At 68.2% G+C, this 13538-nt stretch carries 14 protein-coding genes; 9 read left to right on the forward strand and 5 right to left on the reverse strand.

From position 1 onward, the window contains the following. Position 1 precedes the first annotated feature (1 nt). From G474_RS0108015 to G474_RS0108030, 4 genes are read right to left on the reverse strand one after another with little or no spacing between them, the layout of a single operon-like run. On the reverse strand, positions 2–697 hold the full coding sequence (locus tag G474_RS0108015; protein ID WP_043463669.1) for a 3'-5' exonuclease: 696 nt from the start codon (positions 695–697) through the stop codon (positions 2–4). Then, positions 697–2556, reverse strand: coding sequence for a DUF294 nucleotidyltransferase-like domain-containing protein (locus G474_RS0108020; RefSeq protein ID WP_026686520.1), 1860 nt, complete (start codon positions 2554–2556; stop codon positions 697–699). The genes G474_RS0108015 and G474_RS0108020 overlap by 1 nt, the downstream gene beginning before the upstream one ends. A gap of 1 nt (position 2557) precedes the next feature. Beyond that, the gene (locus G474_RS0108025) at positions 2558–3289 is read right to left on the reverse strand and encodes a glycine-rich domain-containing protein (protein WP_026686521.1); all 732 of its coding nucleotides are present in this window, start codon (positions 3287–3289) and stop codon (positions 2558–2560) included. A 1-nt stretch (position 3290) separates the two neighbouring features. Beyond that, entirely contained in the window at positions 3291–4742 is a 1452-nt protein-coding gene (locus G474_RS0108030; RefSeq protein WP_026686522.1) for an NAD-dependent succinate-semialdehyde dehydrogenase, read from the reverse strand. 62 nt (positions 4743–4804) lie between these two features. On the opposite strand from G474_RS0108030, the gene G474_RS0108035 reads away from it, so the two are divergent. From G474_RS0108035 to G474_RS0108055, 5 genes are all read left to right on the forward strand, one after another. Next, positions 4805–5317 carry a C40 family peptidase gene (locus G474_RS0108035; RefSeq protein WP_026686523.1) on the forward strand — a complete coding sequence of 171 codons (513 nt, stop codon included), beginning with the start codon at positions 4805–4807 and terminating at the stop codon, positions 5315–5317. A gap of 58 nt (positions 5318–5375) precedes the next feature. Beyond that, positions 5376–6458, forward strand: a complete 1083-nt coding sequence (prfA, locus tag G474_RS0108040; protein ID WP_026686524.1) for a peptide chain release factor 1 — start codon at positions 5376–5378, stop codon at positions 6456–6458. A gap of 129 nt (positions 6459–6587) precedes the next feature. Beyond that, on the forward strand, positions 6588–7430 hold the full coding sequence (prmC, locus tag G474_RS0108045; RefSeq protein ID WP_026686525.1) for a peptide chain release factor N(5)-glutamine methyltransferase: 843 nt from the start codon (positions 6588–6590) through the stop codon (positions 7428–7430). A 19-nt stretch (positions 7431–7449) separates the two neighbouring features. After that, positions 7450–7770, forward strand: a complete 321-nt coding sequence (grxD, locus tag G474_RS0108050; protein ID WP_026686526.1) for a Grx4 family monothiol glutaredoxin — start codon at positions 7450–7452, stop codon at positions 7768–7770. Between the two features lie 98 nt (positions 7771–7868). Next, complete coding sequence (locus G474_RS0108055; RefSeq protein ID WP_156919197.1) at positions 7869–8315, forward strand: c-type cytochrome; 447 nt, start codon at positions 7869–7871, stop codon at positions 8313–8315. Between the two features lie 3 nt (positions 8316–8318). Here the strand turns inward: G474_RS0108055 and G474_RS0108060 are convergent, their stop codons facing one another. Further along, positions 8319–9287, reverse strand: coding sequence for a magnesium and cobalt transport protein CorA (locus tag G474_RS0108060; RefSeq protein ID WP_026686528.1), 969 nt, complete (start codon positions 9285–9287; stop codon positions 8319–8321). 168 nt (positions 9288–9455) lie between these two features. Between G474_RS0108060 and G474_RS0108065 the strand changes: the two genes are divergently transcribed. The 4 genes from G474_RS0108065 to G474_RS0108080 all read left to right on the forward strand — a co-directional run bounded on the left by G474_RS0108065 (position 9456) and on the right by G474_RS0108080 (position 13500). After that, positions 9456–10223: a TerC family protein gene (locus G474_RS0108065; protein WP_026686529.1), complete on the forward strand. Its 768-nt coding sequence runs from the start codon at positions 9456–9458 to the stop codon at positions 10221–10223. 116 nt (positions 10224–10339) lie between these two features. Continuing rightward, entirely contained in the window at positions 10340–11254 is a 915-nt protein-coding gene (locus G474_RS20080; RefSeq protein ID WP_051282090.1) for an alpha/beta fold hydrolase, read from the forward strand. A gap of 191 nt (positions 11255–11445) precedes the next feature. Next, positions 11446–12357: a glutamate/aspartate ABC transporter substrate-binding protein gene (locus tag G474_RS0108075; protein WP_026686530.1), complete on the forward strand. Its 912-nt coding sequence runs from the start codon at positions 11446–11448 to the stop codon at positions 12355–12357. A 78-nt stretch (positions 12358–12435) separates the two neighbouring features. Beyond that, complete coding sequence (locus G474_RS0108080; RefSeq protein WP_026686531.1) at positions 12436–13500, forward strand: asparaginase; 1065 nt, start codon at positions 12436–12438, stop codon at positions 13498–13500. Positions 13501–13538: the final 38 nt, after the last annotated feature.

Below are 13538 nucleotides of genomic sequence, written 5' to 3' on the forward strand. Positions count from 1 at the left end.
CTCAATCCAGTAGCAGGCGCCCCAGGCTCAGCGGGCCGCCCCGGCTCAAGGCCTGGGCCTGGGCCAGGAACAGCTCGGCGGCGGCCAGGGCATCGCTCAGGGCGTGGTGCAGGGGGTAGTGGGGCAGGTGGTGGCGGACCCTGAGGGCTCCCAGGCGCAGGCTGCCCGGCGGGTGCATGGGCTGTTCGGCCCGGGCCAGGGCCAGGGTGTCGATCACCGGGGTGAGCAGGGGCCCCCCGTAGCAGGCCTGGCAGGCGGCGTTGACGAAGCCCGTTTCGGTGGGGGAATAGTGGGCGATCAGCACCCGGCCGGCCAGGTCGGCGAGGAAGTCGCGTAATACGGTTTCCAGGGGCTCTCCCTGGGCGGCCCGGTCGTCGGTGATGCGGTGCACCGTGACGCTGGTCTCGTTCAGGGCCCGGCGCGGCCGTACCAGCCGGTGCCGGGCCGTGGCCAGGCGGATTTCCTCGCCTTCCAGGCAGACCCAGCCGAAACTGAGGATGTCGTCCCGGGCCGGGTCGCCGCCCGTGGTTTCCAGGTCCAGGGCCAGGTAGGGGGCCTGCCGCCAGTCGGTCCGCCGCGCCGGGGGGGGCACGGCGAGGCAGTCCCGCAGGGGTGAGGCGGGCAGATGGGCATGCCACAGGCGGCGCCGGGCGGCGCCAGGCAGCAGGGGGGAGAGGAGGCGCAGCAGGGGCGGCATCAGACGACTCGGGTTTCCTGGAAGCTGGCCCCCAGGGCCTGCTGCTGGGTGGCGATGATGCCGAACACGTCCCGGAGGCGCTGACGGTCCAGGTGGGAAAGGGTTTCCGGCGCCACGAAGTTGTCCAGGGGCCGGCCGGCCGCCAGCAGCTGCCGGTGGTGGCTCAGGCGCAAGGCCTGAAGGAAGTCGCAGGCGGCGAGCAGGTCCTCGGCCCCTTCCCGGCTCAGGAGCGCCTGACCGGCCGTCGCCTGCAGCCGCTCCGCCGTGCCGGTGGCGGCACAGCCGGCGGCCAGGGCGTGGATGCGGGCCAGTTCGTGGATGGGCATCAGGCCGTGGAATTTCAGGTCCAGCTGGCCCTGGTGGGCGCCGCTCCGGGCCACCAGGAACTGGCGGAAGAAGCCCAGCGGCGCGGGCCGGGTGGCGGTGTTGCTGACCATCTGGGCGAGCAGGCCCTGGTGTCGGGGCGCTTCTGCCTGGATCAGCGCGCCCAGGGGCCGGGTCAGGTCTTCGTCCCCGGCGATGCAGCGGAAATCGAAAAGATTGCTGGCCAGCCGGGCTTTCTGGGGGTCCGTCCGGATGATCCAGTCCAGGAAGGTCAGGGACCAGTCCTGGCGGGAGCGGCGCCATTCCGGGTTGCAGGCCATCATGCCCCCCGGGCAGAGGATGAAGCCGCAGGTGGCCAGGCCATCGCAGACGCTGGTGCAGAGCTGCTGGAAGTAGTCCCCGTGCCGGTCCGGGGCGTAGCTGTCGGCCAGCACCAGGGCGTTGTCCTGGTCGGAAAACAGGGTGAGCTCCTGGCGTCCGTGGGAACCGTAGGCGATCCAGGCATAGGGAACCGGGGCCGGGCCCAGCCGGGCTTCCGCCAGCTGCAGCAGGCGCTGGGTGAGGAGGTCGGCCAGGCTCGAGACCAGGCGCCCCAGGGCGGTGGCGCCGTCGCCCCGGCGGGCCAGGGTGAGCCAGAGTTCCGGCAGTTCCCCCATGGCCCGGGCCAGCGCTTCCAGGCTGGCGGCCCGGCGCAGCCGGTCGGCCAGGTCCACCACCGAGACCCCCTGGGCCCGCAGCAGGTCGGTGCTGCTCACCAGACCCTGCACCTGCCCCCCGGCCATCACCGGCAGATGGTGGATGCCCTGCCGGCTCATGAGCAGCAGGGCTTCGAAGGCCGGGGCTTCGGGCGGCAGGCTCTTGGGGGCGGCCGTCATGATGGAGCCTACCGGGCTGCTGTCGGGGAGGCCGGCGGCCAGGCAGCGGCTGCGCAGGTCCCGGTCGGTGACGATGCCGGCGAGCTGCCCGCCGGCCACCAGCAGCAGGGCGGAAACCCGTTCCCGGGTCATCAGGGCGGCGGCTTCCCGGATGGAAAGGTCGGGTGCCGCCTGAACCGGGGGGCGGGTGATGAGCTGGGCCAGCTGCAGGCCGGAGAGATCCCGGCTGCGTCCTTCCGCCTCCTGTTCCTGGCGGGCCCGGCGCAGCCGCTCCCCCTGTTTTTCCAGGGCCTGGGCCCGGAGTTCCGGATGTTGCTGCCAGAGCTGCTCCAGGGCTTCCAGGGGCAGGCCGTAGAGCAGGCTGTCTTCGGCCGCATGGCCGCTCCAGCGGGCTTCCTCGCTGTCGGGCAGGCAGGCTGCGTCGCTGCTGTCGGCCTCGGCCAGGCGCCGGCCCAGGCTGCCATCGGGCCGGCGCAGGTCCACCGCCCCCTGGCGGATGATCCACAGGTGCGCCGCAGCCGCCGGGGGAAATTCGCTGCCCCGGCGCAGGTAGCGGATCACCAGGCGGCGGCCCAGGGCGGCCAGTTCCGCCGCCGGGAGCTGATGGAAGGGCGGCACTTCGGCGAGGAAATCCCGGATCTCGGCCAGTTCGTCGTGCATGTCAGTCTCCGCCGCCGCCACAGCCCCCGCCGCAGCTGCCCCCGTCCCCGGCGCCGCTGTCGTTGCTGCCGCCGGAGTCGCTGCTATTGGAGTTCCAGGTGTCGCTGCCGTAGTACGGGCTGTACGGCCCGTCACTGCTGCTGCTACTGCCGCCGCCAGCGCAGCCCATGTGGCTGGCGCAGTAGCCGTCCCCCGTCCGGCCTGCGGCCAGGCAGTCGAGCTGGTAGACGAAGCCCCCGGCGATGCCCAGCTGGGCGTCCAGGGCGAACAGGCGGGGCAGGCGCCGGGGCCGCTGGGGGTCCAGTCCTTCCCGGAGGCAGGCCAGCTGCCAGGCCAGTTTCAGGCCCTCGCTGGCCTGGGTCGGCGCGACCATGGCTTCGGCCGGGGTGTGGTGCAGGAAGCGGCCGAAGGCCCGCTGGCAGAACTGCCGGTAGTTGCGGGTGAACAGGATGAATTCGTGCCAGGCGTCATCGACCACCTGGGAGGGCATGGACACCATGCGCCGTCCGGCCTGGTGGCAGATCTGGAAGTAGTCCACCAGGGCGGCGAACACCAGGGCCCGCTGCTCCGGGGAAAGCTCCGGCCGCCGCCGGGCCAGGCGATTGTCCAGGTGCCGGGCGTAGGGGTAGCTGGCGATGTAGGTACGCCGCTCCCGCTGGCGCCGCCGCCCCCGCCAGCGGTGGAAGGCGAAGGCTGCCAGCAGGAAGGGGGGCAGCAGCCACAGGAGCGTCATCTCAGTTCAGGTCGAAGCACAGGTATTTCAGTTCCAGGTACTCGTCCAGGCCGTGGCGGGAGCCTTCCCGGCCCAGACCCGACTGCTTGATGCCGCCGAAGGGGGCCACCTCGTTGGAGATCAGGCCGGTGTTGATGCCCACCATGCCGTATTCCAGGGCCTCGCCGACCCGGAAGGCGCGGGCCACGTCGCGGGTGTAGAAATAGGCGGCCAGGCCGTATTCGGTGGCGTTGGCCATCTGGATCGCTTCTGCCTCGGTATCGAAACGGAACAGGGGCGCCACCGGGCCGAAGGTTTCCTCCCGCGCCACCCGCATGGCCGGGGTCACGTTCGCCAGTACCGTGGGTTCGAAGAAGTTGCCGCCCCGGGGGTGGGGCCGGCCGCCGGTGAGCAGCCGGGCGCCTTTATCCAGGGCATCGGCTACGTGGGCCTGGACCTTGGTCAGGGCGTCCGCGTCGATCAGCGGCCCCTGCTGGGTGCCGGGTGCGCTGCCGTCGCCCACCTGGAGCTGGGCCACCTGTTCCGCCAGCCGGGCGGCGAAGGCGTCGTAGATGCCGGCCTGGACCAGGAAGCGGTTGGCGCAGACGCAGGTCTGGCCGGAGTTGCGGTATTTGGCGGCGATGGCTCCGGCCACGGCCTGGTCCAGATCCGCATCGTCGAAGACGATGAAGGGGGCGTTGCCGCCCAGTTCCAGGGACAGCTTCTTCAGGGTCGGGGCGCTCTGGGCCATGAGCAGCCGCCCCACCTCGGTGGAGCCGGTGAAGGAGAGCTTCTTCACCACCGGGCTGGCCGTGAGGGCGCCGCCGATGGCCACCGGGTTGCCGGTGATGACGTTGAACACCCCGGCGGGGAAGCCGGCCTGTTCCGCCAGCCGCGCCAGGGCCAGGGCGGTGAGAGGCGTCTGCTCGGCGGGCTTGACCACCACCGTGCAGCCGGCCGCCAGGGCCGGCGCCACCTTGCGGGTGATCATGGCGAGGGGGAAGTTCCAGGGGGTGATGGCGGCGCAGACCCCCACCGGCTGCTTGATGACCAGGATGCGCTTGTCCGCCGCCGGGCTGGGCACGGTTTCCCCGTAGGCCCGCTTGCCTTCCTCGGCAAACCATTCCACGAAGCTGGCCCCGTAGGCCACTTCGCCCCGGGCTTCTGCCAGGGGCTTGCCGCCTTCGGCGGTGATCAGGGCGGCCAGGTCTTCCGTGTGCTGCAGGATCAGCTGCAGCCACTGCATCAATACCTGGGCCCGGGCTTTGGCGGTGCGTTCCCGCCAGGCGGGCAGGGCGGCCTCGGCGGAGACGATGGCGTTTTGGGTTTCGGCGGCGCCGCAGGCGGGGACCCGGGCGATTTCCGCGGTGCTGGCCGGATTGCGCACCACCAGGGTGGCGCCGTCGTCGGCCTCCGTCCAGCGGCCGCCGATCAGGCAGCGCTGTACCAGCAGTTCCGGTGACTGAAGCTTCATGGGTTTGAAAATCTCCAGAAAAAATACATACTTGAGCTTGTTTCCTCGAAAGCGCTTCAAGTATGAACAGGTGGATTTGGCAACGCGGCCTATTATGCACTCTCCTGGCGGCCCTGCTGCTGGCCGGTTGCGGCGGCCTGGGCGGCTCCGGCGGCGCCCGTCCGGATACGACCGCCGGCCAGGATCTGGAGCCCTCGGCCCAGGGACGGGAGGTGGTGATGTATGCCTTGGGGCTGATCGGCACCGACTACCGTTTCGGCGGCAAGAACCCGGAGGCCGGCCTCGATTGCTCGGGCATGGTGAGCTACATCTACGGCCGGGCTGCCCAGGTCCAGGTGAGCGGCAGCGCCGCCGACATCGCCCGCAAGGGCCGCAGCGTCGGCGGTGAGCGCTTGCGTCCCGGGGACCTGGTGTTCTTCAACACCATGAACCGGCCCCGTTCCCACGTGGGGATCTACATCGGCGACCGGCGCTTCGTGCACGCCCCCTCCAGGAACGGCCAGGTCCGCATCGACCGGCTCGACAGCCGCTACTTCGCCAGCCGTTTCGAAGAGGGGCGGACCTATTTCGATTGAGACCGGCCAGGGTGCTAAACTCCGCGCCCCGCCCCAGCCTGTCCTGAGCGCATCAGCCATGAAACCCAGCATCCGCCAGAAACTCGAACAACTCGCCTTCCGCCTGGACGAGGTGGATGCCATGCTCTCCAGCGAGGACGCGGCCCGGGACATGGACCTGTTCCGCAAGATTTCCCGGGAACGGGCCGAGATCGAGCCGGTGGTGCAGCTCTACGCCAGCTATCGCCAGACCGAGGCGGACCTGCAGCAGGCCGAGGAGATGCTGGCGGACCCGGACATGCGCGACCTGGCGGAAGAGGAAATGGCCGCGGCCAAGGCCCGCATCCCGGGCCTGGAACTGGAGCTGCAGAAACTGCTGCTGCCCCGGGACCCCAACGACGAACGCAACATCCTGCTGGAAATCCGCGCCGGCACCGGCGGCGATGAATCGGCCCTGTTCGCTGGCGACCTGTTGCGCATGTACAGCCGTTACGCCGAGCGCCAGCGCTGGCAGGTGGAGGTGCTCTCCGCCAGCGAGTCGGAGCTGGGCGGCTACAAGGAAGTGATCTGCCGGGTGGTGGGCAACGGCGCCTACTCCCGGCTCAAGTTCGAATCCGGCGGGCACCGGGTCCAGCGGGTGCCGGAAACCGAGACCCAGGGCCGCATCCACACCTCTGCCTGCACGGTGGCGGTGATGCCCGAGGCGGACGAGGTGGAGGACGTGCAGCTCAACCCCGCCGATCTGCGCATCGACACCTTCCGGGCCTCCGGCGCCGGGGGCCAGCACATCAACAAGACCGATTCGGCGGTGCGGGTCACCCACCTGCCCACCGGCATCGTCGCCGAGTGCCAGGACGGCCGCTCCCAGCACGCCAACAAGGCTTCCGCCCTGAAGGTGCTGGCGGCCCGGATCAAGGACGTACAGGTGCGCGAACAGCAGGCCAAGGAAGCAGCGACGCGCAAGAGCCTGGTGGGCAGCGGCGACCGCTCCGAGCGCATCCGCACCTACAACTTCCCCCAGGGCCGGGTCACCGACCACCGTATCAACCTGACCCTGTACAAGATCGCCGCGATCATGGACGGAGACCTGGACGAGGTCATCGGCGCCCTGACCACCGAACACCAGATGGAACAGCTGGCCGCCCTGTCCGGGGAAGCATGAACCTGAAACCTCACCACAGAGACACCGAGTCCATCAGTCTTCGCCTTGAGGCCGGACAGATGGTTTGACCATGCGTCTCCTCTGTGTCTTTGTGCCTCTGTGGTGCAACAACGGTTTTGATGTTTACCCATGAATATAAATGACTGGCTCCAGGCCGCCCGCCAGCGGCTCGATGCCCTGGATGCGCGGCTGCTGCTGCAGCATGTCACCGGCCTGTCCCGCACCGAGCTGATCTGCCGCCCGGAAACCCCGCTCACCTCTGCGCAGCTGGACTGCCTGGAAACCCTGGCCACCCGCCGCCAGGCCGGGGAGCCCCTGGCCTATCTGGTGGGGGAGGCGGGCTTTCGCGGCCGCAGCTTCCAGGTTTCTCCCGCAGTGCTGGTGCCCCGCCCCGAAACCGAGGAACTGGTGGACCTGGCCCTGGACAAGTTGCGGGAACTGGCCGTCCGCGCCCCCCGGGTGCTGGACCTGGGTACCGGCAGCGGCGCCATCCCCATCAGCCTGGCCCTCGAATATCCCGCCGCCCAGGTCAGCGCCGTGGATGTTTCCCCCGCTGCCCTGGCCGTGGCCCGGGCCAACGGTGCCGCCCTGCAGGCGCCGGTGCGCTGGCTGGAAAGCGACTGGTTCGCCGCCCTGGGCGACGAGCGCTTTGACCTGATCGTCTCCAACCCCCCCTACATCCACGCCGAAGATCCCCACCTGGCCGGGGACGGTCTCTGTTTCGAGCCTCGCCTGGCCCTCACCGACGGGGCCGACGGCCTGGCCTGCATCCGCGCCATCGTGGCCGACGCGGCGGCCCATCTGGAGCCCGGCGGCTGGCTGCTGTTCGAGCATGGCTGGGACCAGGGTCCGGCCAGCCGGAACTTGTTGACCCTGGCGGGGTTCAAAGCCGTGCAAACCTGGCAGGACCTGGCCGGACACGACCGCATCAGCGGCGGCCGGACGCCCAGCCCCCAGGATGCCCACCCCTAACCCGAATACGGAGAAATCAATGTCCCGCGATGTGCAAAAGGAAGTTCACGATCTGGTCACCAGCAACCCGGTCGTGCTCTACATGAAAGGCACGCCCCAGTTCCCCCAATGCGGCTTTTCCGCCACCGCCGCCGAGATCCTCAAGCGCTGCGGCGTCGATTTCGTCGCGGTCAACATCCTCCTGGACGACGAAATCCGCCTGGCCATCAAGGAATACGCCAACTGGCCCACGATTCCCCAGCTCTACATCAAGGGGGAGTTCGTCGGCGGCTGCGACATCATGCGCGAGATGTACCAGGAGGGCGAACTGCAGAAGCTGCTGGAAGGCGTCGGCGCCTGATTCCCCGAGCAGGAAAGTGCAACGGAGCCGGGGCAACCCGGCTTTATTTTGCGCGAATCCTTTATCATGCCCATCCCTTGTTTGCTCCCGTGATGCCCATGCCCAAGCTGCTTGCCCCCATTGCCCTGATCCTGCCCCTGCTGCTGAGCGCCTGCGGCGAAGTGAAGGACACCCGCCCCGGCCAGCCGGTGGCGCACCGGCAGCAGGCCTTCAAGGCCATCCTGCGCAGCTTCGAACCCATGGGGGTGCAGTTGCGGGAAAAACGCTACGACCCGGACAAGTTCCTCCAGCAGGCCCAGGCCCTGGCGGGTCTCAAGGACGGCCCCTGGAGCCATTTCGGCCCTGACACCCACTACCCCCCCACCAAGGCCACGGCCCGGGTCTGGGAGGAGCCGGAGCGTTTCGCCCAGGAGCGGGAGCAATTCCTGCAAGGGGTGGACGCCCTGCTGGCGGCCGCCGCAACCCGGGAAGAAGCCCGGGTCCGCCCGGCCTACGAGGCCCTGCAGCAGAGCTGCCGCAGCTGCCACAAGCCCTTCAAGGACTGAGCCCTAGAGCCAGCCGGCCCGCTTGAAACGGTAGTAGAGCAGGCCGCAGGTGCCGGCGATCAGGCCCAGGGCGGCCGGGTAGGACCAGGTCCAGTCCAGTTCGGGCATGTGCTTGAAGTTCATGCCCCAGATGCCGGCAAAGGCGGTGGCCGTGGCGAAGATCCCGGCCCAGGCGGCCAGACGCTTGGCCACCTCGCCCTCCTCGATGGTGACCAGGGAGAGATTCACCTGTATCGCCGTGGTCACCGTGTCGCGCAGGGTGTCCAGGGCACTGTTGATGCGGATCAGGTGGTCATGGACATCGCGGAAGTAGTCCTGGCTGGACTGGCAGATGGGCGGCACCCGCCCCCCGTAGAGCTTGCCGGCCGCCTCCATCAGGGGGGCCACCGCGTGCTTCAGGGTCATGAGCCGGCGCTTGATGGCGTAAAGCCGTTCGATGTTGTCCCGGGCCTGCCCCCCCTTGGCGAAGATGCCTTCCTCCACGGTTTCCAGGTCGGTCTCCAGGCTGTCGATGAGGGGAAAGTAGCGGTCCACCACCGCATCCATCAGGGCATAGAGGACGAAGCCCGCCCCCAGCTGCAGCAGCCGGGGCTCCTTCTCGCAGCGGGCCCGCACCCCCAGGAAAGCCTGCTGGCTGCGGTTGCGCACCGAGAGGATGTAGTTGCTGCCGACGAAGACATTGACCTCCCCCAGGTCATAGCCCCCTTCGCAGGGCTCCAGCAGGTGCATCACCGCGAACAGGGCATCGCCGTATTCCTCCAGCTTGGGGCGCTGGTGCCCGTGCTGGGCGTCCTCCACCGCCAGGGCAGGCAGGTCGAACTCCTCCTGCATCAGGGCCAGTTCCTCGTGGGTGGCGTCCCGCAGGGCCACCCAGACGAAGCAGTCGGCCCGGGCCACATAGTCGCTGATGTCTTCGACAGGAATGTCCCGCAGCTTGGAGCCATGCTGGTAGACGGCGCAGTTGATCAACATGGAAGAGCTTCCCCGGTGAATGAGCCCGCCATTCTATAGGTCCGCTGCCCCTGCTGCCTCTGTCCCGGGAGACCGGGGACGGGCAGAAATATGCATTTGTCCGAAATAAAGATTGAAAGCCCGGGGTCCTGGGCCTATCCTGATGCCCCCCATACCCAAGGCCTGCCCGTGTTCGAACTCCTGCTCAGTCCTGAACTGATCTTCGCCTTCCTGACCCTCACCGCCCTGGAACTGGTGCTGGGCATAGACAACATCATCTTCATCGCCATCCTGGTGGACAAGCTGCCGCCGGAAAAACGCAATTTTGCCCGCCGGCTCGGCCTGTTCCTGGCCATGTTCATGCGCATCGCCCTGCTCACGCTGCTGTCCTGGATGGCCGGGCTGACGGCCCCCCTGTTCGAGCTGCTGAACCACGGCATCTCCGGGCGGGACCTGATCCTGATCGCCGGGGGCCTGTTCCTGGTCTGGAAGAGCACCGGGGAAATCCACCAGCTGCTCGAAGGGGAGGAGGGCGAAGCCTCCTCGGCCGTGAAGGCCACCCTGGCCGCCGTGATCATGCAGATCATCGTCATCGACCTGGTGTTCTCCCTGGATTCCATCATCACCGCCATCGGCATGGTGAACCACCTGCCGGTCATGATCGCCGCCGTGGTGGCCTCCGTGGCCCTGATGATGGTGGCTTCGGGCCCCATCGCCGCCTTCGTCTCCGACCACCCGACCATCAAGATGCTGGCCCTGTCCTTCCTGATGGTGGTGGGCGTGGTGCTGATCGCCGACGGCTTCGGCCATCATGTGCCCAAGGGTTACATCTATTCCGCCATGGCCTTCTCGGTGGTGGTGGAAATGCTCAACATCCGCATGCGCAAGAAGGCCGGCCAGCCCGTAGACCTGCGCGAACCCTACGCGGCGGAGAAACCCGGAACCGAACAGGCCTGAGCGGAGCCGGGGCCGGATCCAAGCCTGAGGCCGGGTCTGAGGCCGGGTCTGACTCCTCTCCGCCGGGCCCGGCTACCGGGCAGGCAGCCAGGCCCTGTTTTCCGAGGAGTCCTGCCGTGCCCCAGTTCCTGTCCCGCACCGTCCCCGCCCTTTCCCTGGCGCGCCTGCGCCTGTTGCTGCTCCTGCTCCTGCTCTGGGGTGCCGCCCCGGGGGGCCGGGCGGACTGCCCCATCGAGGCCCGGGAACTGCCGCTGGCAGGCGGCGCCATCCTGCATTACAGCCAGACCGGCAACGGCCCCCCGGTGGTCCTGCTGCACGGCCTGTTCGCCAGCAAGGAACAATGGCACGGCCTGATGTGCCACCTGGCCGCCGCCGGCCACCAGGTGCTGGCCCCCGACCTGCCCGGTTACGGGGCCAGCCGGGGCTTCCCCCGCCAGGATTACGCCCTGCCGCGCCAGGTGGAGCGGCTCCATGAATTCATCACCGGCCTGGAGCTGCCGCCCCTGGCCCTGGCCGGCAACTCCATGGGCGGCGCCGTGGCGGGCCTCTATGCCCGCCAACACTCCCGGCAGATCTCCAGTCTGGCGCTCCTGGCCCCCATGGGCCTGGGGGACTGGTCGCCCCGCTTCAAGCAGCTGCTGAGCCAGGGCAACCCCCTGATTCCCCTGAGCATCGACGCCTTCGACCGGGAACTGGCCCTGCTCATGGCCAGGCCGCCGCAGCTGCCCAGGGCCTACAAGGCCAGGGTGGTGGCCGGTTACCAGAGCGAGCTGTCCCACTACCGCCAGGTCTGGGCCCAGGTGCACCGGGCCCGGGTGGATTACTGCGCCCCCGGCGGCCCGCCCACCCTGGTGCTCTGGGGCAGCCAGGAGCAGCTGTTCGCCCGGCCGCCCGAGCCGGCCGTGAGCCGCTGCCTGCCCGGCAGCCGCCAGGTTCTGCTGCCCGGGGTGGGACACCTGCCCCAGCTGGAAGCGCCGCAAGCCACGGCGGCCGCCTACCTGGATTTCCTGTCCCGGACCGAAGCCCCCTGAGCCGCCATCGGAAAACCGATGGCCCCCGAACGGCAGCTGTCGGTTTTCCGTCACCTCTTCGCTGCGCGCCCCAAAAAACCCCTTTAATAACAACAAGCTGAATTCGTTTTTGTTCTCCTGAAAACTGGCACGGCTTGTGCCAGTGTGAAGGCAGCCGTTCTGCCATGTTGCACCACTTTCCAGGAGACACCATGAAACTGCATTCCACTTCCACCTCCCTGGCCGCCGCCCTGGCCATCCTCCTTTCCACTGCCAGCCTGACCCCGGCCCTGGCCCAGGAAGCCTCCACCCTGAAGAAGATCAAGGACACCGGCAGCATCACCCTGGGCCACCGGGAATCCTCGATTCCCTTCTCCTACTACGACGACAAGCAGCAGGTGATCGGCTACTCCCACGAGCTGATGCTGAAGGTCGTCGATGCCATCAAGGGCGAGCTGAAGCTGGACAAGCTCAATACCCGGCTGATGCCGGTCACCTCTGCCAACCGCATCACCCTGCTACAGAACGGCACCGTGGATATCGAATGCGGCTCCACCACCAACAACCTGGAACGGCAGAAGCAGGCCAGCTTCTCCACCACCATCTTCGTCATCGGCACCCGGCTGCTGACCAAGAAGACCTCGGGCATCAACGACTTCGCCGACCTGGCCGGCAAGAACGTGGTCACCACCGCCGGCACCACCTCCGAACGCCTGATCCGCAAGATGAACGAAGAGAAGAAGATGGGCATGAACGTGATCTCCGCCAAGGATCACGGGGAGGCCTTCCTGACCCTGGAAACCGGCCGGGCCGTGGCCTTCATGATGGACGACGCCCTGCTCTACGGCGAAATGGCCAAGGCCAAGAAGCCGGGTGACTGGACCGTGGTCGGCACCGCCCAGTCCGAAGAAGCCTATGGCTGCATGCTCCGAAAGGGCGACACCGAGTTCAAGAAGGTGGTGGATGCGGCCCTGACCAAAGCCATGACCTCCGGCGAAGCCGAGAAGATCTACAACAAGTGGTTCCTGAACCCCATCCCCCCCAAGGGCCTGAACCTGAACATGCCCCTCTCCGCCGAAATGAAGGCCCTGTACAAGGCGCCCAACGACAAGGCCTTCGAGTAAATCCCCGGCAGCACTGATCCTGACCTCCCCGGCCACGGGGAGGCAGGCCCGGCTCACCCCCGACCCAGAGGAACTCCCATGTTGAAACGTCTGATTCATCGCTGCGTGCTGCTCGCCGCCGGCTGCGCCGCCTCCCTGGCGGTCATGGCCGCCCAGCCCAACGTCGTCATCCTCGCCACCGGCGGCACCATCGCCGGCGCCGGCGCCGAAGCCACCAACAGCGCCACCTACCAGGCGGCCAAGGTGCCGGTGGACAAGCTCATCGCCGGCGTGCCGGAACTGGCCAAGGTCGCCGCCGTGCGCGGCGAGCAGGTGTTCCAGATCGCCTCCGAGAGCTTCACCGACGCACACCTGCTGACCCTGGCCAAGCGGGTTTCGGCCCTGAGCAAGCAGGCCGACGTGGACGGCATCGTCATCACCCACGGCACCGACACCCTGGAAGAAACCGCCTACTTCCTCAACCTCGTCGTCCATACCGAAAAGCCCATCGTGCTGGTGGGCTCCATGCGCCCCGGCACCGCCATGTCGGCTGACGGCATGCTCAACCTGTACAACGCCGTCGCCGCCGCTGCGGCCGGGGACGCCCGCGGCAAGGGCGTGCTGGTGGCCATGAATGACGAGCTCAATAGCGGCCGCGACGTGTCCAAGATGATCAACATCCAGACCGGCGCCTTCAAGAGCCCCTGGGGGCCCCTGGGCATGATCGTCGAGGGCAGGAACTACTGGTTCCGCCTGCCGGCCAAGCGCCACACGGTGAACTCCGAGTTCGACATCGACAAAATCGATAGCCTGCCCCTGGTGGGCATCGCCTACGGTCACGGCAACGTCGCCGACACCGCTTACAAGGCGCTCGCCGCCAGCGGCGCCAAGGCCATCATCCACGCCGGCACCGGTAACGGTTCGGTGGCGAAAACCGTCGTCCCGGCCCTGCGCGAACTGCGCGGCCAGGGGGTGCAGATCATCCGCTCCTCCCACGTGAACGCCGGCGGACTGGTCATTCGCAATGCCGAGCAGCCGGACGACCAGTACGACTGGGTCGTCGCCCACGACCTGAACCCCCAGAAGGCCCGCATCCTGGCCGCCGTTGCTCTGACCAAGACCAACGACAGCAAGGAACTGCAACGCATCTTCTGGGAGTACTGAGCCCCGCAATCCCCCGGGCGACTGTTTCTGGCGCCCGG

Origin of the sequence: Azovibrio restrictus DSM 23866, assembly GCF_000429665.1 — a bacterium.
GTDB classification, from domain to species: Bacteria; Pseudomonadota; Gammaproteobacteria; order Burkholderiales; family Rhodocyclaceae; genus Azovibrio; species Azovibrio restrictus.

Bases quoted from the DNA above. Each gene is read 5' to 3' on its own strand.
- grxD (WP_026686526.1), top strand. From the start codon at position 7,450: ATGTCCCGCGATGTGCAAAAGGAAGTTCACGATCTGGTCACCAGCAAC.
- prfA (WP_026686524.1), top strand. From the start codon at position 5,376: ATGAAACCCAGCATCCGCCAGAAACTCGAACAACTCGCCTTCCGCCTG.
- prmC (WP_026686525.1), top strand. From the start codon at position 6,588: ATGAATATAAATGACTGGCTCCAGGCCGCCCGCCAGCGGCTCGATGCC.
- G474_RS0108025 (WP_026686521.1), bottom strand. From the start codon at position 3,289: ATGACGCTCCTGTGGCTGCTGCCCCCCTTCCTGCTGGCAGCCTTCGCC.
- G474_RS0108035 (WP_026686523.1), top strand. From the start codon at position 4,805: ATGAACAGGTGGATTTGGCAACGCGGCCTATTATGCACTCTCCTGGCG.
- G474_RS0108020 (WP_026686520.1), bottom strand. From the start codon at position 2,556: ATGCACGACGAACTGGCCGAGATCCGGGATTTCCTCGCCGAAGTGCCG.
- G474_RS0108075 (WP_026686530.1), top strand. From the start codon at position 11,446: ATGAAACTGCATTCCACTTCCACCTCCCTGGCCGCCGCCCTGGCCATC.
- G474_RS0108060 (WP_026686528.1), bottom strand. From the start codon at position 9,287: ATGTTGATCAACTGCGCCGTCTACCAGCATGGCTCCAAGCTGCGGGAC.
- G474_RS0108030 (WP_026686522.1), bottom strand. From the start codon at position 4,742: ATGAAGCTTCAGTCACCGGAACTGCTGGTACAGCGCTGCCTGATCGGC.
- G474_RS0108080 (WP_026686531.1), top strand. From the start codon at position 12,436: ATGTTGAAACGTCTGATTCATCGCTGCGTGCTGCTCGCCGCCGGCTGC.
- G474_RS0108015 (WP_043463669.1), bottom strand. From the start codon at position 697: ATGCCGCCCCTGCTGCGCCTCCTCTCCCCCCTGCTGCCTGGCGCCGCC.
- G474_RS0108055 (WP_156919197.1), top strand. From the start codon at position 7,869: ATGCCCAAGCTGCTTGCCCCCATTGCCCTGATCCTGCCCCTGCTGCTG.